This window comes from Occallatibacter sp. (genome assembly GCF_049802275.1).
Lineage (GTDB): Bacteria > Acidobacteriota > Terriglobia > Terriglobales > Acidobacteriaceae > Telmatobacter.
Window position 1 is genome coordinate 16,702 of record NZ_JBARMD010000681.1, and the last position, 20,619, is coordinate 37,320.

Here is a 20,619-nt window from a genome sequence, read left to right on the forward strand (position 1 = left end):
ACGCGAAGACGACAAGGAAGAGAAGTCTTGTTTTCATTCTGGTCAGCTCACCAGGACATTGGATGGATCGGACGATAAGGGCTCGGATGGCTTTTTGGGATTCTCAACCTGTTTCCATTCAAGAATCTTGAGGTCAAGAACGAAGATTGCATACATGACGGGCACCTGCAGCTTGGTGATGACGGTTGCGATCAGCAGGCCACCGATTTGCGCATAGCACAGCGGCTTCCAAAGCGGACCACCGTGGAGGGCGAGTGGAAAGAGCGCAAGTACGGTGGCAAACACGGTGATGAGCACCGGCCGCAAACGCAGAATGCCGGCATCGATGAGAGCATTTTCGAAGTCGTCACCTACAGCGTGACGCTCTTCGATGTAGTCGAACAGAACGATCGAATGGCTGACAATAACACCCACAAGACTAGCCACGCCAAGAAAGGCCATAAAGCTAAACGCCTCGCCCATGATCCACAGAGCGAGAAACGCACCGATCATGCCATACGGAGCGGCTGCAAGCACCAACAGCGGCTTGATCGCGTTCTTGAACTGGAAGAGCAACGCGAGAAAGACTGCGACAGTGGAGATCGCCATCACGAGTGCCAGATTCTTGAAGCCGCTCTTGGTCTTGTCGTACTCGCCGCCGATCTGCATCTGATAACCCGGAGGCAGAGAAGCCTGGAGCTCCTGGAGCCGCGGCATGACGTCCTTTAGAACCTCCGAACTTAGATGTCCTTGAGCGGGGAAGCTGCGTATGTTCATCGCGCGGAACTGCTCATAGCGCACGATGCGCCCGGTTACAAGATCATGATTCACGCTGGAAATCTGGGAGAGCGGAATCTTCGAGCCGTCCTGTGAGGCATAGAAATAGAGATTTTCCACATCGGAGAGATGAGCGCGATCTGCCATACGCGCTCGCACAACAATGGGAATTTGTTTCTGCCCTTCCTGCAGGACGCCAACAGTTGACCCGCTGGTGGCGGCAGTCGAGGAGTTGGCAACATCCATGTTGGTAACGCCGGCAAGATTGGCGCGGTCAGGATCGACCGTCAATTCGACCAGGGTGTTATCGTCACCCCACTCATTTCGAGTGCGATCGGCGAGTGGAGAGGAGCGAAGGATCCCTTCTACCTGGTCTGCGATCCGCCGCAAATTGCGAATATCCTCATCCTCTTGCCTTGCATCCACGTCCGCGGTGCTGGAGACCCGGATCTCGATCGGATAGTCAACTCGATTGGTCAAAAGCTGGCGCGCATCCAACCGCGCTCCGGGGATTGACGCGGTAAGCACGGGCTGGAGTTCACGAACGAATTCCGGAGTCATCTCCTAGTCAGTGACTTCGACGAGCACTTGCGCGTAATTCAGCTGCTGCAGCTGCGGCGATGCGGAGAACCAGAAGCGCGGGCCTCCGCCGCCCACAAAGCTGGTGATGTATCGGAGTACAGGTTCCTGGCCTTTGCCGGGGTGCTCGGCGGAAAACTTCTCCGCCTGTTTGCGCACAATCTCTTCCACCCTGAGCGCAGTATCGTTGGTAGCCCCGAGATTCACATCATTCGGCAGCCAGACGTCGATATACGACCAGTACTGCACATCCTCAGGGAAAAAAGCGACTTTGAGCTGGGCAAAAATTATGCCGCCGATCACAAGGAATACCAGGGATCCAGCAAAAAACATCCATCGATGTTCGATAGAGTAGCGCGCGATTCGAGCATACCAGCCGTAAACACCCGCCTCGCGCATCTCCTCGATTGTTTTTACGGCCTTCTTCTGGGGACGCAACAGGTAGTAGGCCAGAAACGGCAGAAACGTCATCGATACAAGCCGTGACGCGACCAACGCACAGGTCATGACAACGGGCAGGCTGTAAAGGAAGTTTCCAGTGCTACCGGTCACCATAAGAAAAGATAGATAGGCGACGATATTTGTAACCGTCGCATACATGATTGCAGTAGCCAGCTTGGTGGGACCAAGCCATGCCGCGACAGAGTTCGGATAGCCCTCTGCCATGGTTCGCTTGATCGAGTCACCGGCAAGCACTGGGTCGTCCACCAGAAGTCCCAGCGCGATAATGAGCGTGGCGACCGAGGTCTGCTGGATATCGATACCGAGCAAATACATCGCGCCGAATGTCAGTGCCAGGGTTAGCGGCATCGAAACAGCCATCACACCGCCGAACGCCATTCCCAAAAGCCCAGCCACGAGACCAGCACGACGAGTGCGATGGCCTCGTAAAGCGCGTCCATGATGAAGGGAACGAAAGCCGAATTATTCTCGCTTGTCTTGCTCATTCCGCCACGGTCTGACCGATTCAAAGGCCGGGCAGACGTTCTCGAAGCTGGTTCTCAAAGCTCCCGTGGCCGCCAACGGCTCCTTGTTTGTCAGTCGTGTTTGGCCTGGAACCAAGAGATAAAGTTCCTGTCCGCCTGCAACATATGCTTTGCGATGACATCGTGAACGAGGAAGCGAAGAAGGCCGCCTTCGGACTTTTCTCCGCGTTCAAACTGGCGCGTGAGCCTTCCAGCCTCCTCGAAGAGTTGACGATGCATTTGTCCGTGCGATTTCGCATCAGGGTATCCCGCCGATCGCAGAATATTTTCTTCATCGCGGAAGTGCTCTCCGACACGGGCGACCAAAGTATGAATTGAATCGAGAATTTCGCTGTCTTCTTGGCCGCTGGTGATTTCGGCGATGATGGTGTTAGCCATTTGAAAAAGTGCACGGTGCTCAGTATCGATGACACTATTACCGCTTTCATAGGCAGGCTTCCAATGAAGTGCGAGCATTGGCGACAAGCACCCTTCACGAGCAATTTCCCGCGCGGCATCCTCTCCATCGATCATGACCTGATTTCGGCCGTCACGCTTAGCACTATACAGACAAGCGTCAGCACGCTCGATTAGAGAAGCAAATTGTTCATCTTCGCGATGAAGGGCAGCTCCTATGCTCGCTGTGATGCAAATGCCGCCATCGAATTCAGTCGCTTCCACTTTGGTGCGAAGCCGCTCCGCAACATTACGCGCCTCTACCAAGGTGGTCTGAGGAAGAAGAGCGACGAACTCCTCGCCGCCCCATCGGCCAAGGATATCGACAGAGCGCAGGCATCCGCGCGCTATGTCGCAGAATCCACTTAAAACGCGATCGCCGGCGCTGTGACCGTATGTATCGTTTACAGCTTTGAAGCGATCGAGATCGATCATGACGAGCGATACGGGATTGCCATAACGGTCGGACCTCATGAGTTCGAATTCAGATCTCTCCTGAATCCTGGCCCGGTTCACAACGCCTGTCAGTGGATCGGTTGAAGCCTGCTGTTCGAGCAACGCTTCTTTAAGCTTTTCCCGCGTTATGTCACGCACCGTGAAGATGAAGTACATTGGCTGCCCATCTACGTTTCTGACCAATCCGCGTGTAACCTGGGCCAGCAGAAGTCCTTCGCGCTCGCTAAGAAAATGTCGCTCAAAAACTGCTTCGAATTTGCCGGTCCTGGCAGCGAGCTGAAGATCGGCCAGCGCCAGAAGCCGTTCTTCCGGAGCGCAGATTTCCATCAGATTTGTACCCTTGAGTTCCCTTCCCGGCATGCCAAGGGTGTCAGCCAGGCACTTGTTCGCCTCAAAGATATTGCCCTCAAGATCGATTAGGCCGATGCCAATATTTGCAGCCTCGAAGCCAAGCCGAAACCGCTCGCTCTCTTCAAAACATGCAATTGTATGAAGGTTCCGTTCAGTCGTGGCTGCACCTTCTTCCGGCGCATCGAAACCCGGTTTGATGAGGGAATTCGAATCCGCCACGTCCTCCACGGGTTTCAGATTCATCGATTCTCTGCGATTGATAGTGGATTGCACAAACGTTGCCCCCTGAGCCTTGGTCTTGAAAGGAAGAGAGAAGGAAGACAAATTGCTCATCGTTTCGAGTTAACCCATCGCCTTGAGACCTGCGTCCATCGGAAATGACCCATCCTTAGATCGACTTATGTACTCTGCTAGCGAGAGACAGTCCGCCGCCTGGTGAAAATCATGCGCGACTCGAACACGCATCCCTAAAACCGCTGTCCGATACCTAGTGTGGCGGCGTTGAATCCGTCGTAACGACCAGTGCCGTGCAAGAAAGTGCCGGTAAATATATGCCCTGCCGTAAAGTCAACTTGTGTGCGATAGGTAATGTTCCAGCGTGCTTGAGCGTCCGGCTCCTGACCGATGAAAGTGCCTTCGGATCCGTTCGATGCAATGATCATCTTTCCGCTGGAGTAAATTCCGTCCTGTCGGTTCGCCAGCCAGAAGAAGTTATCGGCAAAACCCAGTGAGAGATTCGGCCGCGCTCTGAATTGGAACCCGGCCCGGGTGTGCTCCAAATTTGCCCAGCAGAACAGGTCAGAAACACCGAATTTGTCATGCGAACTGGGAAATAACGTGTCGAATGTTCCGTGAATGCCATCTTTCGGGTTTTGGTCACCACTTCCGCGATTGAACTCGGCATACATGCGGGTCAGATGCCGAATGTCAGGCAAAGTGAATCCCGCGACCAGGTGCGTGGCCCACGCCGAAATTGAATCATGCGCTACCGACCCGCGTTGTATAGCCGATTCCATCCCATAATCCAGACCGTATGGAAGCTTTCCGACCAGTCGCAGTCCCACTGTTTTTTCGTCCAGATTTCCAGTCTTCACCAGTTCCCCTTTGACTTTGTGCTCCATCCTCCAAAACAGATATGGCTCGATTATGGCCTTGGGAACAATCCTGTTCGATGAGATGTAAATACCATCAAAATGTTCGCCGGGCGTAGGTGTCGCTGAGCCCTCGGCGTAGATCTTGTCCGAAGCGCCGCTGAAAGTGTCAACGATGATTCCCCAATGTTGAATTGTCAGGCGCACAGCATCGAATGATCGTCCAACATTAGACCAATTTGGATCCGCCACCAGCCTTCCTTCGCCAAAGTCCAAACCCTGGCGACCAACCCGGAGACTCAATGGTCCCACTTCTGAATTGCCGACATTCATATACCCGAGACGAAAATCGATTGGGTCTTGTTGCGACGCAGGAGCCGGCGTCACATTTGAAAAGAACACGCGCGCGTCCTGGCCCTGGCCAACAAACTTTAGCCAGGGCAACGGGGCGGCTTCGAAGTCGAGCCGGAGACGGTTGAGCAGATAAGTGCTATCGCCCGACTTGAAATCGACATCGTATAACGTCTCACCGCGCGCCCGCTCCTCACCGCCAAGCTTTAGCCACTTTGGAAGTTCAGAATTCAGATAACCGGTTGGCATCGTATTGATTTTGGCTTGACCATCGGCGCTTTCTACCCATTGCGATATACCCGCGACGAGCAGCGATCCCAACAGCACTTGGATGGCTAGCTTCATGACCTTTCGCACCTCGGGAGTCATAAAACAACAGGCGACTCTCGATCCGTCTATCGGCGCGGAAGGCGGTGCACATCAGGAGCATTCAAGACTTGCCGTATTCGTCGCTGCTCTTTGAGCGTCCACGGTCTCGAATGCGTTTTGCTGCGGAGCCATCGCTCCTCTCTAGTCGCCTGTTACCTTTTTGTGCTGTTGAGGTGACGACGGAGTGAGGAGGCGAGATGGCATGCGATGGTTCGCAGTCCAGGCAGCTATAAGCTATTTCTGTGAAGTTTCTAATTATCATCGCCGTGATCGGTGCATTCTCTGGACCATCCTCTTTCTCATCGCAAACGCAGCCGCTCAGATCGGCATGTAACGCTCGAAATGATGGTAAGTTTTGGCCGGAGAGAGCAAATCACGATTCACATGCGGCGCGGCAGTTTCTCCAGTCCGGGGAACTCGAAATGTGTTCGCTCGTGGTTTGGAAATATAAGTGGGAAAAAATGAGCATGAACGCTCATCCAGAATCGACAAAAAGGGAATCGCCTGCAGACAGTCAAGATCTGACCAGGGGGAGTTCTAAAATCGGGAATTAGTGCCTGCCTGCCCTTCGCCATAGCAGCCGATCCGGTTCAACCCAAGGCTCAGGTCTGAAAAACCTCCTAAATCGGCTCATCTGATAAATCCAGGGCAGCGCAAACAGCCTTTCCTATTGAATCGAGGTAAACCCGCGCCCGTGCGATTGGGTTCTTGCCTCGCGGTTGTTCCAATCATCGCAGCACCGTCAATTCCGCACTCTTCAAAAAACTCGGCAACCTCGGTTGCTATCTTTAAACATTGACAGCAGCCAGTTCAATGTGGCTCTCTAGATTCTCCTCTTCGAAGGACCTTGCGCGAAGTTAATATCGTCGTGCTGGTGGGCGATCTCGACGACGCCAGGATATTGACAATGATTCAGAAAGGCTGATCTATGAAGAATCGCTACACAGTTTCACGGCGTGCGTTCATCATGCAGGCGGCTGCTGCCTCGGGATTGACCATCGCGAGCTCTGGTGAAATTCTCGCAGAGGCGCAGAAGAAACCATCTGGGTCGCCGATTAACCCTGACCAGGCATTGCGCGAACTCCTCGAGGGCAATAAGCGCTTCCAGAATGGACAGACCACGGGCCCACGGCGAAATCCCGCGGATTTTCGCAGCCTCGCCGCGGCTCAATATCCGGAGGCGATAATCGTCAGTTGCGCGGATTCGCGAGTGGCTCCCGAGATACTGTTCGATGTGGGAATAGGCGACATTTTTGTTATACGGGTGGCCGGCAACGTCGTCACCGGCGCGGGCGTAACCGTCAAAGGCAGCATTGAGTACGGAGTTGCGGAACTGAATGCGCCTCTCATCATGGTGCTGGGTCACAGCGGCTGCGGCGCGGTAAAGGCTGCTAAGCAACATATTGATGCGAAAGATCCACTACCGGGCGCAATCGATGGCCTTGTGGAACTCGTCAAACCGGCTGTGGCGCAAAGCAAGGGAGAACCCGGCGATCCGCTGGAAAATGCAATTCGTAAAAATGTAGAACTCGGCGTTGAGCGGCTGAAGAACCTTGAGCCGATCCTGGCGCCGAAAGTGAGAGAGGGCAAGCTCAAGGTCGTCGGAGCTGTTTACGACCTGCGTAATGGAGAAGTCAAATTGCTGCAGCAGTGAACTAATAAGAGACAGTCGCCAATGAGCGGCAGCGTGAGGCTCTGATTCAGCATTCAGAGGCGGGGGGCGATCAACCGTGGAGAGAAGGCTGACTCCAGAGGTCAGGCTTCCGGAAACACAGATCAAAACCAATGAGGAGCCCGAGCCTCGATCGCGTCTGCGTTTTTCAAAGTCGCGCTCGTTTTGGCATTTGCGATTGCAGTAGTGTCTGACGGGGTATCGTTTTTTTGGCTCTCACGCCGCCATTTCAATGGGCCGCCGATCTTATAACCACGCTCTTGCTTTTCGCTGTCCTGGGCTGGCAATCGATCCTGCTCCCAGGTTTAATGATGGAAGCGATCCCCTGGGGCGTCCGTATTCCCTGCTTCGCTCGTAGGGGAAGCGATCGGCATGACAGGAAGAGTGCAGCGCAAAAGCCGAACTTTAATTGCAGATGCGATTGTCCTGGAATTGTCCGCTTGGAAGCATAGCGCCGAGGAATTTTGAGCAGCCCGTAATCTTCTGATAGGTCTCGTCGTTGGCGAGAGCGTTCGGAGTGATGGAGTACTTTCCCGTGTTCATAGCTTTCCGCTCAGCAACAAGTTTGTCACTCCAGCCGCTTACGACATTGAAATGGTTGGTGAGCAACCGAAGAGCATCCTCGTCCGACTCATTTGAAGCAGCGACCCTGGCGAGACTCAACTGATGCGCAGCTCGGTCGTGAAAGACGACCAGGCGGCTCCCATCTCCCGGAACCCCCCGCTGAATTCCGTATGCAAGCGCGTTGCTCCACTCCTTGAGAATAGACAAATCCTGCAAAGCAGCGTTCATGAAGTTGGTAGACATGCCGGGAGCCGCCACATGATCCGAGGGATTGGAACCCACAGAATCATTGGCAGAAAGCGTAACGATAATCTTGTCTCCGCTGAAGCCTATCGAGCCATTCCCGATTCTAGCCAGCGTCTCCAGATCAACATAAGCTTTGCCGCCGATCTGGTACACCATAGCGGTTCCAGTGTGTCCGTTCACTACTAACGTCCGCTCCTTGTACGCGTCCTGGGCCGCGGCAACTCCGGTCAGCATCAGAATTGCGGCAAGGCTCGAAGCCATTATTCTTCCGCACATAAACATATCCTTTCCAACGCATTCCAGATTCTCGCAGAAAATCGAATCCACCGTTACTTCACCAGCAGCGAGCAAACCATATACGGATTCACGAAATCCGTTGTCATGGAAGCTGGCTACTCCACCGAACGTGATCGATCGCCAGACACTGCACCGCTCTTGAGATGGGTCAGCATGGCAACTGTGGAGGTGATCGTAGTCGCTATTCCCGCTACCTGGGGAAGAATTATCCGGCGCAGCCTCCACCCACGCGAACTGTCAGTTTTGCCAGTGTCCAATCCCCGCCCCCCGTTCTAAACTCCACATTTCAGGAAGAGTGCGTTCCGGGTAGTCTCAAGCAGGTTGCGGAGCACGGCAACAGCGTCCCAACTGACTGCGTAGTGGATAATCGCCGAGGAATAAATGAACGGTTGGGCAAGATGAATCTCAGTGCGCACAGAGTGCGATGTTCCATCCGGGTTGCACTTACCGCCCTGTTGATGTCCTATCCGCTACTAACGATTCAGGCACAGGATCTCTCGCCGCGCGCGTATCTCATCACGCCATTCCACTCCAATGCTGTCACTCTCTCGTGGTCGTTCAATGACGGGAGTATTGATTTCAACGGTGCCCTCCCCAGCAGCGATGCAACTGGAAGGTACAACATATCTGTCTTCGCCTATTATCACTCGTTTGGAATCCTGGGCCGATCTGCGAATTTCGTTGCCACGGTGCCCTACGCCGAGGGCCACTTTCAGGGAACCGCTTTCGGCGTGGAACAGCATCTTTACCGCTCGGGCCTTGCCGATTCGGTATATCGCGTCGCGATAAACCTGAAGGGTGGCCCGGCAATGCAACCCAGGGAATTTGTGAAGTGGCATCAGAAAATCCTGCTTGGTGCGAGTCTGAAGGTAGTAGCTCCAACGGGTCAATATGACCCGACCAAATTGATTAACTGGGGCACCAATCGGTGGTCGTTTAAACCGGAGTTCGGCTATTCCGAGAGGTGGCGCAAAGTAATACTCGATGGATATGCAGGGGTCTGGTTCTTCACAGAAAATAACGATTACTGGTCACGAAACCAATTCTATGCAGGAACCAGATCTCAAACTCAAAAACCGATGACGGCCCTTGAGGGGCACCTGAGCTACGACTTCAAGAACCAGCGCCTCTGGGCTTCTCTTGATGGAAACTTCTGGTACGGAGGGACAACGAGCGTCGCCGGTATTGAAAACTCGCTCACAACGTCGCAGAACTCGCGCATCGGGGGCACCGCCGCAGTCCCGATCGGGAAGCACCAGTCCCTGAAATTCAGCTACAGCGACGGCGCCTACATCCGGTTTGGAGGAAATTACCAGAGCGTGTCGGTTGCATGGCAATACTCATGGCTCGGAAGACCCAAATGAAAGCGTCATACCCCGCACGTTGGTATGGCGCATCCCCAATCAAAACGATCGATTGATAAACCGGGAACGCCTAAAGTGACAAATGGAGGAAAAATGTCGCGGAAACAAATTGCAGCATCGCTTATGGTACTCATGTGCACCTTGCCTGCAACAGCGGGTAGCAAGCAAAAAGGCACGACCACGCTCAAGGACTTTCAGCCGGCGGGCACTACCGATAAGAAACACAAACACCAGCAATTCGACTTCACCTTCGACGCTTCGGGAACCGAATACACCTGCCGCTCTCCCGAGGGCACGAAATTGAAGGCGACGGAGTTTCCAGTAAACAGCAATATCTCGTATGAAATCGATGGGGACAAGGGCAAGGTTAAAAACACTTCTGGCAAGGAGGTAAAGTGCACAATGATGCGCATTCAAAACCTGTCAGACACGTCAACCCCGGCCGCTCCAAGATAACGTGGCATTTCAGCTCTGAATCCAGATCATTCTGGAGCGCCAGCCGGGTCGGTCCCGGCAATCGGAAGCGTAACCCGAAACTCCGTGCGGCCTGGCTTCGACTCGACCTCGATGGCGCCGTCGTTATGCCGCACTAGCCGCCAGACAATATCGAGCCCGAGGCCCGTTCCCTGCCCCATTGGTTTGGTAGTAAAGAACGGGTCGAAAATCCGGGCGAGGTCCTGCTCCTGAATACCCGACCCATTGTCGATAATCTTCACTAGCACGCCTTGATCTTCGCGGCTCGCAACAACTTCGACGCGGCCACAGGCGGACACCGCGTCCAGTGCGTTGTCGATCAGGTTTCCCCATATCTGGTTCAACTCACCCGCGAAACCGAGCACCGATGGCAGATTGCATTGCACATCAACTGACACATCCACCGACTTCTCGCGAGCTTTCGACTGAAGCACAGCCACGGTGTTGTCCAGGCTCGATCCCAGATCTACCGGCTGGGCTACCATCGCCTGGTCCATGTTGGTGAATCCCTTGATCGCCATCACCAAACCGGATATGCGCATGGCTGCGCCCTGAATGCCGGATGCCAATCGACGAGCAGCGCAACCAGCGGCTGCCCACCGCACTACAGCGTTCAAGGCTGATCCCGACACAACCGCTGCGAGCTGATCCAGTGCCTCAAATGTCACTTCGGTATCGGCCAGCATTGCGGCGTTCGCGATGTCTAGTTTATGAGCGCAAAGCCAATCTGCAATCGCCTCCTCGCGGTCCGACTGCTCTAGACAGGACCGCGGCGTTTGCGCCTCCTTGGCCATGCAAGAGGCAAGAATCGCATCTACGGCACCCAGTTGAGCCTCGCTCAGCTTTGCCGCTCCGAGGGCGCGCGTTGCCCGCTCGGTGTCTTCCAGCCGGTCTTCGAGAAGCGAGGCACTGCGTTCAATGGCCGACGCCGGATTATTCAGTTCGTGGGCCAAACCTGCCGACAGTTTGCCCAGCGAGATCATCTTCTCGTTATGCAGATCGCTGAAAGTGAACAGGCGCGCGCGATCCACCATCGTGCGCACCAGGATCGACGTAATTTCAAAGCATTCGTGCGTCAGCGCGCGAAGGTGTTTTCTATCGAGGGCCAGAATCTCTGTGGGTTCCTGGGCAATAGCATCTCCCGGTGGATTCACGAGCCGGGAGTAAGGCAAGATTCCAGACACATCACCCGCGCGCCATTCAATAATCTTCTGGAGCCCGGCGCCTCGGTCAGCTGACAGGGAGACGCGTCCCGACAGGACCACATAGAGACCTTCCACTGGGACACCTCTGTGCGACAGCACCTCGCCGGCGCCAAGCCTGCGAAGAGACCCGTGAACAGCTAGCCATGCCAGCTCTTCCCGAGGCGCTGCGCCGAGTGTCTTATGCGCTGCCAGCCGATCAATAAGATCGCTTGTGGTGTCACTTCTGCTGTCGTTCAATTCGGGGCTCGATCGGTTCTCCATCAAGGTACCAGAAGATTAGCGGTCGACTCGACCTTTTCCCGCACCGCTTGAACGCCACCTGGTCGGGAGAAAATGGCCGTCCTCAATCTGTACCGATAGTGCGATCTCCATCTACTCTGAAGAATTGGCGGCGCGCCTGGCCTGATCCGAATGTCGTCGAATCATCCAATTCCAGATCATCATCACCGCAGAGGTTGCCACGATCGTTTCCGCCCAGATAAAGGAGACATAGTCACCGAAAACTCCCAGCGGCGGAACGGCAGGTTGTGCATTTCGCAGTGCGGGCAGCCCGAACAGCAGCGTGACGCAGAGCGACAAAGGCAGAAGTTCCAGCTTGTCGCTCGAAGCCAGCGCGCTAAGACACATCAAAAGGACGCTTAAAGCCAGGCTCATCATCAACGTCATCAGCAGAACAGAAAATACGATTACGTTGTCGGCTCGTCGAATAGCCAGATTGAATCCTTCGACCCCTTTTTCAGTGCGCTCCACTCGCTCTCCGTCAAACTTGAAACCCGGAATGGATGCAGTCATCGAAGAAATGATTGGCACTGGGTCGGCCTTTTGCAGAGCGTCCGCTATAAATCCGTCATCATGCTCCTCGGGAAGCGCTGCATTTGGAGCCGATGCTCCCTGGCCCGGGTTGGTGTGGTGGTCAACGACCCTCTTCGTGACCATGCTCCTGATCGTCGAACCGTAACGATCAAAGGGATAGTGATTCATATTGCCATCGACAGCAAAGACGACAACAAAGGGGTTGATGCGCTTCCCGTGCGGAAACTCGATTTCCTGGGGTCCCAGGATTCCGTTGACGAAGAACCTCAAGTCCTCTGACGGTGTGACCGGATCCTTCGCCAGATCTCCGCTCAGGCGAAGGCTTACCCGCGTTGTCATCTCCGATCTGGCCGGATCCATGGCGATGACTTGGAAGGAAACGTCAACATAGTTCTCTGCCGCGGGCTCTTCCTTCAACTGCAAGGATCTTCGCTGACTTTCGTTCACGTTGTACGTCAGGGTTGCCGAATAGAAGATCAATATAAATACAACAAATGCAATCTTCCCTTTGTGCTTCCAAATGCTCAAAACAGGTCTCCTGGCGCCAGCCCGAGGAGGGACTTGCACCGGTTGAGAGTCCGATCGATTTTACGGAGCCGAGTCAACCCCCATTTCGAATCCCAACAACCACCGGAAGAAATACCAGCCTTGACCGACAAAGGCTACTGCTATTTTTGCCAGTGGAAGACCCCCACTACGGATGTCCACTTTCCAACGATGCTCTTCGCCTGCAAAGGCGCCAAGTGATCCTTGAACGTGATGCTGACCGGCCTCTGCGGCTAACATGGTGATCGAGCCAGAACCTGCCAATCCAGAAGCGCTGAAAAATCGTCTGCGTTGCATGGTGAGAAGTCTGCGGAATCTGCCAAGAAACTTGGAAGCCACCGCATCTCGAACATCAGCAGCGTTGCAAGGTTTGACGTGTCGCGCGCTTGGCTCAGGAGAATAGATGACGACATCACGAAGAAATTTCTTGAAGACCACGGCAATCGTGGGTGCAGGCGTAGCAGTCGACGGCGTTTCCGCCTTTGCTGAACCCATCGGAAATTCAGAACCAGGATCATCCAGCTCGCCGGCACGAACGAATGAGACAACTCATGCGCCGGAGTATACCCGCGGCATCGGCGTGTATCCGGGAGAACCGGCCGCCGATTTCAGTCCAACCCTCATACCCGACGCGGGAAACTACCGGAATCTTGCCCTCCTGCGCCCGGCTTTTCACTCCAGTAGCTACGACTACAACCTCACCGCCCAGCTCGTAACAGACGGCATGAAAGCAGACCGTCTCCCGGAATGGATCGTCGTCTCAGACCCCTCTCAAGGCCCGATTTCCAAAGAAAATCGCGAAGTGATCGTCGACCACGCGCCTATGAACACGATGGAGCTTCGCGGAGCGCGCGCCCAGGTTGATCTTCAGCTGGCGGGCGGCCTTGCAGCGCCGGAAATAGACCGCATCCAGCTCTTTGTCGTATCGCCATTCCAGGCAACGCCTGCCGCGCTCACTTTCACCGTGTCTGTATCTGAGGATGGCCGCGCGTGGACTGTGGCAGGCACCACTTCAGCACCAAAACCAGCCTCCACCGCTGGGTATCCACCAGATTTCTGCGCCCCCAATCACTTCTTCACACCCTTTATTGCGCTCAATTCCGTAAGCCGCAGCCGTTTCTATCGGATCGAATGCGCCATGGGTTCTGGGAATAATGCCGCAGCCGCGTCTCAACCCATGTGGAAGCTGGGCCAGGTGGCGTTCTTCAAAGGCGATCAGCGCGTCGAAGTCGGCGGCCCCTACAGTTTTACCAGCGCGTGGATGAGCGCTGGATCGGGCGAGGAATGGGTTTACGTTGACCTCGGTTCCCGGTGCGAGTTTGACCACGTCAAGCTCTACTGGATTGCTCGCGCCACTGAAGGCTCAGTGCAGGTCTCGGACGACGCTGAGAATTGGCGCGATCTTCAGTCCCTCGCTGGCCTGTCGGGAACAGTCGCCGACTTGAAGCTACCCCAGCCCACAAACGGTCGCTACGTGCGCGTCCTGATGAAGCGACCAGGCTCTCCGAACGGCTACATTCTCAGTGAAATCGAGGTACTCGGCCGTGGCGGATTCACGGCCAGACCCAAAGCAGCACCCCAGTTGGGTCCAGACCGGAAACTGGTTCTCGCCGGGGGATCCTGGCGCATCCAAAGAGCGAACCTCGTCCAGGATGCAGGCGAAGCCCTGTCGAAGCCTGCTTTCCACGACGCCGACTGGCTGGTGGCCACCGTGCCGGGAACGGTTTTGACTTCCTATGCGAATGTCAGCGCGATTCCCGATCCAAACTTCGGACAAAATCAACTCCACATCTCCGATTCCTATTTCTATTCCGACTTCTGGTACCGCACAGAGTTCACAGCTCCCTCCAAATCTCCCCAGCAATTCGCGTGGCTAAACTTCGACGGCATCAACTGGAAAGCGGAGATATTTCTGAACGGCGAGAAGTTAGGCAGAATTGAAGGCGGCTTCATGCGCGGCCAGTTTGACGTATCGCAGAAAATTCTGCCCGGCCGTGTGAACGCACTCGCGATCCGCATTGAGAAAAATGCCACCCCCGGCAGCGCCAAGCAAAAGACATTTGAGGTCTGCGCCAAGAACGGCGGCGCACTCGGGGCCGACAACCCCACCTATCACGCTTCCATCGGGTGGGATTGGATTCCGACCATGCGCGGGCGCGACATCGGCATCTGGGGTGACGTATCTCTCGCCATCACCGAAGCCATAACAATCGAGAGCCAATTCGTCTCCGCCAAACTTCCCCTTCCCGATACCTCATCCGCCGACCTCACCGTCCAGGCGGATCTGGTCAATCATCAGGCTCATCCCTTCAGCGGCACCGTGCACTTCCAGATGGGCGATATCCGAGTCCAACAGCGGGTGGACCTAGCCGCAACAGAACGAAAGACGATCACCCTTGATCCTTCCTCTGCCCCTGCCCTCCACCTGAACAACCCCAAACTGTGGTGGCCCGTCGGCTACGGCGATCCGTATCTCTACGACGCACAAATCTCTGTCGAAGCTGGTGGAAAGACAATTGACAGGAAAGCCTTCAAAGCAGGCATCCGCCAGATGACCTACAGCGAAGATGGAGGCGATCTGCGCATCTGGATCAACGGACGCAGATTCATCGCGCGTGGCGGCAACTGGGGATTCGGCGAATCCATGCTTCGCTACCGTGCGCGCGAATACGACACCGCGGTTCGCTACCACCGCGAGATGAATTTCACCATGATCCGCAACTGGGTCGGCCAGATCGGCGATGAAGCGTTTTATGAGGCCTGCGACCGTCATGGAGTTGTAGTGTGGCAGGACTTCTGGCTTGCTAATCCGTGGGACGGCCCCGAACCGGATGACAACGACCTCTTCCTGAAGAACACGAATGACCTGGTTCTTCGCATCCGGAATCATCCTTCCATCGGTCTTTACTGCGGGCGTAATGAGGGCTTCCCTCCTCCGCCGCTTGAGGATGGGATTCGGAAGATTCTTGGCGACCTGCATCCCGGCCTCCACTATATCCCCAGTTCCGCAGACAAGGTTGTCAGCGGCCACGGGCCTTACTGGGCTAATCCTTCACGCTTTTACTTCATGGCTGCAGACAAGAAGCTTCACAGCGAAATCGGCGCGCCCAACATTCCATCCCTCGACAGCGTGCGCCTGATGATGCCTGAAAAAGCCCTCTGGCCGCAGGCTCTCGATTGGGGACTGCACGATTTCTGCCTTCAGGGAGCCATGGGCGGAGCCGGCTTCCGCACCATCATTGAAAACAGCTATGGCGGTGCCACCAATGCCGAGGAGTGGATCAGGCTGGCTCAGTTCGTGAACTACGACACGTACCGCGCCATGTTTGAAGCCCAAAGCAAGTACCGCATGGGCGTGCTGTTGTGGATGAGCCACTCATGCTGGCCCTCATTCGTGTGGCAGACGTACGACTATTTCTTCGAGCCGACAGCGGCCTACTACGGGTGCAAAAAAGGCTCGGAGCCCCTGCACATCCAGTGGAACTGTGCCAATGAAACCATCGAGGTCGTCAACTACAACGCCGGCAAGGTCACCGGTCTCACGGCATCGATTGAAATCCTGAACATGGACGGTAAGCGAGTGGACCTGATGACTGCGTCACTCGACAGCGCCGAAGACTCCACAGCAACCTGCATCAACATGAAGTACCCGGCCGGCTTGTCCTCGGTTCACTTCCTGCGCCTCGCACTCAGCCGAGGATCCGAGACGCTCTCCTCGAATTTCTATCTGCGCGGGCTGCAGCAGAACGATTTTCGCGCCATCCGGCAGTTACCCGCACCAAAGCTGGATGCGACAACCACTGTGAAGCGAAAAGGAAATCTCTGGGAGCTGTCAACAAAGCTGCACAACGCGGGAGCCTCGCCTGCCTTGATGGTCCGTGTGAAGGCCGTACGGGAAAAGACAGGTGACCGTATTCTTCCTGCAATCTACTCCGATAACTACGTTGCATTGATGCCGGGCGAGACACGCATCATTGTCACCGAGGTAAACGAAGTCGACACGCGCGGCGAAAAACCAAGCGTCGTGCTCGGTTAGTCTGCTCTATACAGTAAAAAGGCCAGCCCAATCTGCGGCTGGTCTTTTTGCTTGTAATCTCTTTCAAGCCGCGGGTACGCTAGCCGGATCGCACGTGCTTACGACTGCCGATGACGGCGATTGAAGGTCACTCACGAAACTCACCGGTGTCATGCAAAACCGGCAATGCGCCTGCTGGATTTCGCGGCTGCCCTCTCCGCCCGTCCACGAAAACACGCGCAGGCAGTCGGTGCATGTCAGCAGCAGTTTTGGAAGTCCGTTTCTGTCCAGCGCGTGCTTCGCGGTCTGAACCTTTGGCGGTTGCAGAGGGTGACAGTTGGTCGGCCGCGCTAACGGGAGATGTATGAGATCCGAAACGGTGCGCATCAGTTCATCGGGGTTGCATCGCAATTTTGGGTAGAACGCATCTGCCATCACTTGCGCCGGCGAGAACTCTTGCATATCAAACGCGCCGCTGATGGCGATCACTGGAATCGCGGGGAACCGATGGCGCACAACGGACAGAAATTCGATGCCCGACATCCGCGGCATTTGCAAATCCGAAATGATGAGGTCCGGAACCGAACTGCGCAGATGGGCGAGCGCGTCGAAGCCATCTTTCTCGGTGAACACCTCGTACCCTTCCTCCGTCAGAATCATCGCCATGAGTTCACGCATGCATGGCTCATCGTCAACAAAGAGGACTGTCGGTTTAGACTTATTCTTCACTTTCCTGGCCTCGCAAATTAAAGATGCCACCGCAAAATCAAAATGGCGATTCGGCTGGATAATCTAGATAAAGTAAACAGCAAGATCAACTTGAGCAATAAGATGCATTCTCGGCGTCGCTGGATGTCCCAGCTTTGCAGGACTTTGAGAGCGGTGAGACTCTCCCGCCTCATCGATCGCCGATCCGTCCGGTGCGCATATTATGATTGCCCAATGCCGATCCGACAATCAGCTGTTCCAGCACTCGCGGCAGCGGCTGCCTGCCTTCTGTTTGCCGCAACAAGCCATGGCCAGGCATCCGCATCACGCTCTTCGCTCGATGAATTCCGTCCGCAATTCGAATCAGTGCTGAAGCAACATGAAATCGTAGGCGGCGGATTCGCGCTCGTGCGCGGCCAGGCCCCGGAGCGGACCCTTGTGTTTGGAGAGGCTCGACGCGATACACATCAGCGGATAGACGACGCAACCGCCTACAACTGGGCCTCGATCACCAAGACAATGACGGCCATTGCGATCCTGCAGTTGCGCGATCGCGGCAAGCTCTCGCTGGACGATCCCGCGGCCCGCTACTTGCCCGAACTCCGCGAGGTACACGATGCATTCGGAAACGTTGACGCAATCAGCATCCGGCATTTGCTCACACACAGCGCGGGATTCCGAAACCCCACCTGGCCATGGGACTGCGATGACGCATCCAACTGCGACTGGCAGCCATTCGAGCCGACACGGTGGTCGCAGGTCGCAGCAATGCTGCCGTATACGCACGTGGCCTTCGTGCCGGGCACGCGTTGGAGCTACTCCAACCTTGGCTACGTCTTTCTCGGGCAGATCATCGAACGCCTCAGCGGCGACGACTTTGAAGTTTATATCGACAAGAACATTCTGAAACCGCTTGGCATGGCCAGTAGCTATTTCGATGTTGCGCCATATTTCCTGGAGTCACACGTCGCCGCGAGCTATCTCCGCGCCGGCGCAAAGCTCGCCCCGCAGCCCTTCAATTACGACACCGGCATCACAACATCCAACAGCGGGCTTAAGGCGCCGATCACCGACATGGCAAAATATCTGCGCTTCCTCATCGGCGAGCCCGGCAACCCTCTCTATGAAATTGTCTTGAAACGCAGTTCGCTCGAAGAAGCATGGACGGGAGTGCTGCCCGCCACCGAGCCGGGCCAGCCCGCAACCGCATACACAGCCGGGCCTCACGGGTCGCAGCCAAAGATGGGGCTAGGATTCTTCGTCGTCGAGACCGGCGGCCATCGCTACATCTATCACGATGGCGACCAGGGCGGCTTCTCATCAGAACTGCTGATCGACCCTTCTGATCATTGCGCCAGCATTCTCGCAGTGAACACAACCGACACCGGCGCACCGCCGCCGACGCCAGAGCTACATCCGCAATCGAACACTGAACCCGACGCAAAAACCGACTTGCGCCAGACGCTACGGACCGCTCTCATCGAACAAGTGTTTCCGTCTTCAAACTAAAGCGCTACACGTCTAGTCAGAACCTTTGCCGATGTCCATCGCCGGCGAAATCGGATTGCGCTCATCGATGTACTCGTCGATCGTCTTTTGCAGAAGGCCCTTGGCCTCAAGAATAAACTCGACCGCATCGCGCCCCGCCCCATACCCACCCGCATTTGGCGTCACGTAGTGAGCTTCGTCCTTCACCTGTTGCCGCGCATTGGCCACCGCAACCGCAAATCCACACTTGCGCATCACGGGAAGATCGATCACGTCATCGCCGACGTAGGCAATCTCTTCGAGCGCCACGCCTTCCTTCTCCATGATCTCGCGCACGGCCTGCATTTTGAATGCCTGCCCCATGTAGACAAATTCAAGCTTCAGGTCCCGCGCCCGCGTGGCCACCGTCTCGCTGATGCGCTTCGTGATCACGCCGCATTTCATTCCGCCAAGTCGCGCCAACGAAATTGCAGTACCATCGTGCGCGCTGTAGCCCTTTGCTTCCATCATGGTCGTCGAGTGAACCCCGAAGCCAACCTGCCCTTCGTGCTTAGAAAGATGCAAATGCGTGTCTGCGCTGCTCGATGCGGCGTTGGGAGCGGGAACAAGCCAGATAGTGCCATCGGTCAGCACACCATCCACATCAAACAGAATGATCTTGATACGGCGAGCGCGGTCTTGCGCGGTCAATGTCATGATTCGATTCTAAATGTGCGCGTCTACGTCAGATCGTGCACACACACCCTTAAAACACCAAATGAAGTTTGAGACAATTCAAAAATGGAAGAGAATGATCACCCGGCGCTGCCAACCGCCCCGCCAGGCCTCGATCCTGAAGACTACTATTTCGATGGCGCCTACCTGGTCTTCACCGCAGCGTATCTGCTCAAGCGCGGAACGTGCTGCGGATCAGGTTGCCGGCACTGCCCCTATCGCGGCTCGGATCGCGATCGAAATACACCCGCCTGATTCTGCCGCTTAAATCTCATCCTGAACAAAGCCTTCTTCAGGAGAATCGTCCGCGTCCTCATCATTTGGCGCACCGTGAACCTCGTCAGCTTCCTCTTCAGCCTCGCTCGCTGGTTCTCCGGCCGATTGCTCCGCTTCGTCAGCCGTTTCGGCTTCAGCCGCGTCATTCTCGTTCTTCCCGTTCCCTTGCTCCAGAATAAACAGCACCATGCGTGCAAAATCTTCCGGTTCCAGCGGATACGCCGACCCCGATGCCCCCTCCGGCGCGATCTCCCAGCGGTGATGGAGACCGCTCTTGACCAGCCCCGGTTGAATGCACGATACAAGAATTTCACCGTCGCCCAGTTCGGCCGCCAGGGCGTCTGAAAGCACTTCAATCGCGCGTTGGGTCGCAGCATAGGCCGTCGGTCGCGAACTGCTGCCAAGCGCGTTCGAAACATTCACCAGGTGCCCGGCGCCCTCAGAAACAAAGTGCTTCACAAACACATACGCAAAACGGAATGAGCCCTCGACGTTAACGCGCACCATGCTGCTGAGGCGCTCAATATCGACCGTCTCGATAATTCCCGCTTCAAACAGCGCCCCATTGTTAAGGCAAATGTCGCACCGCCCAAAACGGTCCAAAGCAGCATACAACAGCGTCTCCGGTAGCGACTCGTCGCTCAAGTTACCTTCAATTACCGTGCAGGGACCCTTCAGTTGCGAAGCCAGCCCACTCAGTTTTTCCATGGAGGGTGCGGTCAGCACGAGCGAATAGCCTGCCCGGGAAAGAGCCCGTGCGACGGCCGCGCCTACCCCTCCCGTCGCTCCCGTAATCACCGCAACGCGCCCTGGATTGCCTCCCGCCATTTCACCTCTCCGCTTCAGAATACGCGGATTCGACG

18 protein-coding genes are annotated in these 20,619 nt (G+C 55.6%); 6 read left to right on the forward strand and 12 right to left on the reverse strand.

The genetic code is table 11. The annotated features are described in order from the left end of the window. Window positions 1–42: 42 nt before the first annotated feature. The 5 genes from WA354_RS23000 to WA354_RS23020 form a co-directional block, all read right to left on the reverse strand. A complete protein-coding gene (locus WA354_RS23000; protein WP_472815361.1) occupies window positions 43–1,317 on the reverse strand; it encodes an efflux RND transporter permease subunit in 1,275 nt (424 codons plus the stop codon). Between the two features lie 3 nt (window positions 1,318–1,320). Continuing rightward, a complete protein-coding gene (locus WA354_RS23005) occupies window positions 1,321–2,157 on the reverse strand; it encodes an efflux RND transporter permease subunit (RefSeq protein WP_472815362.1) in 837 nt (278 codons plus the stop codon). Then, on the reverse strand, window positions 2,157–2,282 hold the full coding sequence (locus WA354_RS23010; protein WP_472815363.1) for a hypothetical protein: 126 nt from the start codon (window positions 2,280–2,282) through the stop codon (window positions 2,157–2,159). Before WA354_RS23010 ends, WA354_RS23005 begins: the two co-directional genes overlap by 1 nt. Window positions 2,283–2,372: 90 nt before the next feature. Then, the gene (locus WA354_RS23015; protein WP_472815364.1) at window positions 2,373–3,896 is read right to left on the reverse strand and encodes a diguanylate cyclase; all 1,524 of its coding nucleotides are present in this window, start codon (window positions 3,894–3,896) and stop codon (window positions 2,373–2,375) included. 134 nt (window positions 3,897–4,030) lie between these two features. Beyond that, window positions 4,031–5,350 carry an alginate export family protein gene (locus WA354_RS23020; protein WP_472815365.1) on the reverse strand — a complete coding sequence of 440 codons (1,320 nt, stop codon included), beginning with the start codon at window positions 5,348–5,350 and terminating at the stop codon, window positions 4,031–4,033. A 952-nt stretch (window positions 5,351–6,302) separates the two neighbouring features. Here WA354_RS23020 and WA354_RS23025 point away from each other — a divergent pair. Beyond that, complete coding sequence (locus WA354_RS23025) at window positions 6,303–7,028, forward strand: carbonic anhydrase (RefSeq protein ID WP_472815366.1); 726 nt, start codon at window positions 6,303–6,305, stop codon at window positions 7,026–7,028. 423 nt (window positions 7,029–7,451) lie between these two features. On the opposite strand, the gene WA354_RS23030 is transcribed toward WA354_RS23025, so the two are convergent. Continuing rightward, window positions 7,452–8,117 (reverse strand): hypothetical protein, encoded by a 666-nt coding sequence (locus WA354_RS23030; RefSeq protein WP_472815367.1) that lies wholly within the window; start codon window positions 8,115–8,117, stop codon window positions 7,452–7,454. Window positions 8,118–8,551: 434 nt separating this feature from the next. Between WA354_RS23030 and WA354_RS23035 the strand changes: the two genes are divergently transcribed. Both WA354_RS23035 and WA354_RS23040 read left to right on the forward strand, forming a co-directional pair. Beyond that, window positions 8,552–9,517 carry a transporter gene (locus tag WA354_RS23035; RefSeq protein ID WP_472815368.1) on the forward strand — a complete coding sequence of 322 codons (966 nt, stop codon included), beginning with the start codon at window positions 8,552–8,554 and terminating at the stop codon, window positions 9,515–9,517. 93 nt (window positions 9,518–9,610) lie between these two features. Continuing rightward, the gene (locus WA354_RS23040) at window positions 9,611–9,973 is read left to right on the forward strand and encodes a hypothetical protein (RefSeq protein WP_472815369.1); all 363 of its coding nucleotides are present in this window, start codon (window positions 9,611–9,613) and stop codon (window positions 9,971–9,973) included. A gap of 26 nt (window positions 9,974–9,999) precedes the next feature. On the opposite strand, the gene WA354_RS23045 is transcribed toward WA354_RS23040, so the two are convergent. From WA354_RS23045 to WA354_RS23055, 3 genes are all read right to left on the reverse strand, one after another. Next, window positions 10,000–11,433 carry a sensor histidine kinase gene (locus WA354_RS23045; protein WP_472815370.1) on the reverse strand — a complete coding sequence of 478 codons (1,434 nt, stop codon included), beginning with the start codon at window positions 11,431–11,433 and terminating at the stop codon, window positions 10,000–10,002. 135 nt (window positions 11,434–11,568) lie between these two features. Beyond that, window positions 11,569–12,537 (reverse strand): DUF4436 family protein, encoded by a 969-nt coding sequence (locus tag WA354_RS23050; protein WP_472815371.1) that lies wholly within the window; start codon window positions 12,535–12,537, stop codon window positions 11,569–11,571. Window positions 12,538–12,597: 60 nt separating this feature from the next. Further along, window positions 12,598–12,993 (reverse strand): hypothetical protein, encoded by a 396-nt coding sequence (locus WA354_RS23055; protein ID WP_472815372.1) that lies wholly within the window; start codon window positions 12,991–12,993, stop codon window positions 12,598–12,600. On the opposite strand from WA354_RS23055, the gene WA354_RS23060 reads away from it, so the two are divergent. Next, on the forward strand, window positions 12,983–16,591 hold the full coding sequence (locus WA354_RS23060) for a glycosyl hydrolase 2 galactose-binding domain-containing protein (protein WP_472815373.1): 3,609 nt from the start codon (window positions 12,983–12,985) through the stop codon (window positions 16,589–16,591). The genes WA354_RS23055 and WA354_RS23060 overlap by 11 nt on opposite strands. A gap of 63 nt (window positions 16,592–16,654) precedes the next feature. Here WA354_RS23060 and WA354_RS23065 read toward each other — a convergent pair whose 3' ends face one another. Continuing rightward, on the reverse strand, window positions 16,655–17,329 hold the full coding sequence (locus WA354_RS23065) for a response regulator (protein WP_472815374.1): 675 nt from the start codon (window positions 17,327–17,329) through the stop codon (window positions 16,655–16,657). A 183-nt stretch (window positions 17,330–17,512) separates the two neighbouring features. On the opposite strand from WA354_RS23065, the gene WA354_RS23070 reads away from it, so the two are divergent. Next, the gene (locus tag WA354_RS23070) at window positions 17,513–18,787 is read left to right on the forward strand and encodes a serine hydrolase domain-containing protein (protein WP_472815375.1); all 1,275 of its coding nucleotides are present in this window, start codon (window positions 17,513–17,515) and stop codon (window positions 18,785–18,787) included. 12 nt (window positions 18,788–18,799) lie between these two features. Here WA354_RS23070 and WA354_RS23075 read toward each other — a convergent pair whose 3' ends face one another. Continuing rightward, on the reverse strand, window positions 18,800–19,462 hold the full coding sequence (locus WA354_RS23075; RefSeq protein WP_472815376.1) for a KdsC family phosphatase: 663 nt from the start codon (window positions 19,460–19,462) through the stop codon (window positions 18,800–18,802). An 84-nt stretch (window positions 19,463–19,546) separates the two neighbouring features. Here WA354_RS23075 and WA354_RS23080 point away from each other — a divergent pair, with 84 nt between their 5' ends. Beyond that, a complete protein-coding gene (locus tag WA354_RS23080) occupies window positions 19,547–19,735 on the forward strand; it encodes a DUF5522 domain-containing protein (RefSeq protein ID WP_472815377.1) in 189 nt (62 codons plus the stop codon). Window positions 19,736–19,744: 9 nt separating this feature from the next. Here WA354_RS23080 and WA354_RS23085 read toward each other — a convergent pair. Then, a partial coding sequence (locus WA354_RS23085; RefSeq protein WP_472815378.1) for an SDR family oxidoreductase occupies window positions 19,745–20,619 on the reverse strand: 875 nt, incomplete at its 5' end.

Coding starts and splice junctions, on each gene's coding strand:
- WA354_RS23000 (WP_472815361.1), bottom strand. CDS start 1,317: ATGACTCCGGAATTCGTTCGTGAACTCCAGCCCGTGCTTACCGCGTCA.
- WA354_RS23005 (WP_472815362.1), bottom strand. CDS start 2,157: ATGGCTGTTTCGATGCCGCTAACCCTGGCACTGACATTCGGCGCGATG.
- WA354_RS23010 (WP_472815363.1), bottom strand. CDS start 2,282: ATGAGCAAGACAAGCGAGAATAATTCGGCTTTCGTTCCCTTCATCATG.
- WA354_RS23015 (WP_472815364.1), bottom strand. CDS start 3,896: ATGAGCAATTTGTCTTCCTTCTCTCTTCCTTTCAAGACCAAGGCTCAG.
- WA354_RS23020 (WP_472815365.1), bottom strand. CDS start 5,350: ATGAAGCTAGCCATCCAAGTGCTGTTGGGATCGCTGCTCGTCGCGGGT.
- WA354_RS23025 (WP_472815366.1), top strand. CDS start 6,303: ATGAAGAATCGCTACACAGTTTCACGGCGTGCGTTCATCATGCAGGCG.
- WA354_RS23030 (WP_472815367.1), bottom strand. CDS start 8,117: ATGGCTTCGAGCCTTGCCGCAATTCTGATGCTGACCGGAGTTGCCGCG.
- WA354_RS23035 (WP_472815368.1), top strand. CDS start 8,552: ATGAATCTCAGTGCGCACAGAGTGCGATGTTCCATCCGGGTTGCACTT.
- WA354_RS23040 (WP_472815369.1), top strand. CDS start 9,611: ATGTCGCGGAAACAAATTGCAGCATCGCTTATGGTACTCATGTGCACC.
- WA354_RS23070 (WP_472815375.1), top strand. CDS start 17,513: ATGCCGATCCGACAATCAGCTGTTCCAGCACTCGCGGCAGCGGCTGCC.
- WA354_RS23075 (WP_472815376.1), bottom strand. CDS start 19,462: ATGACATTGACCGCGCAAGACCGCGCTCGCCGTATCAAGATCATTCTG.
- WA354_RS23080 (WP_472815377.1), top strand. CDS start 19,547: ATGGAAGAGAATGATCACCCGGCGCTGCCAACCGCCCCGCCAGGCCTC.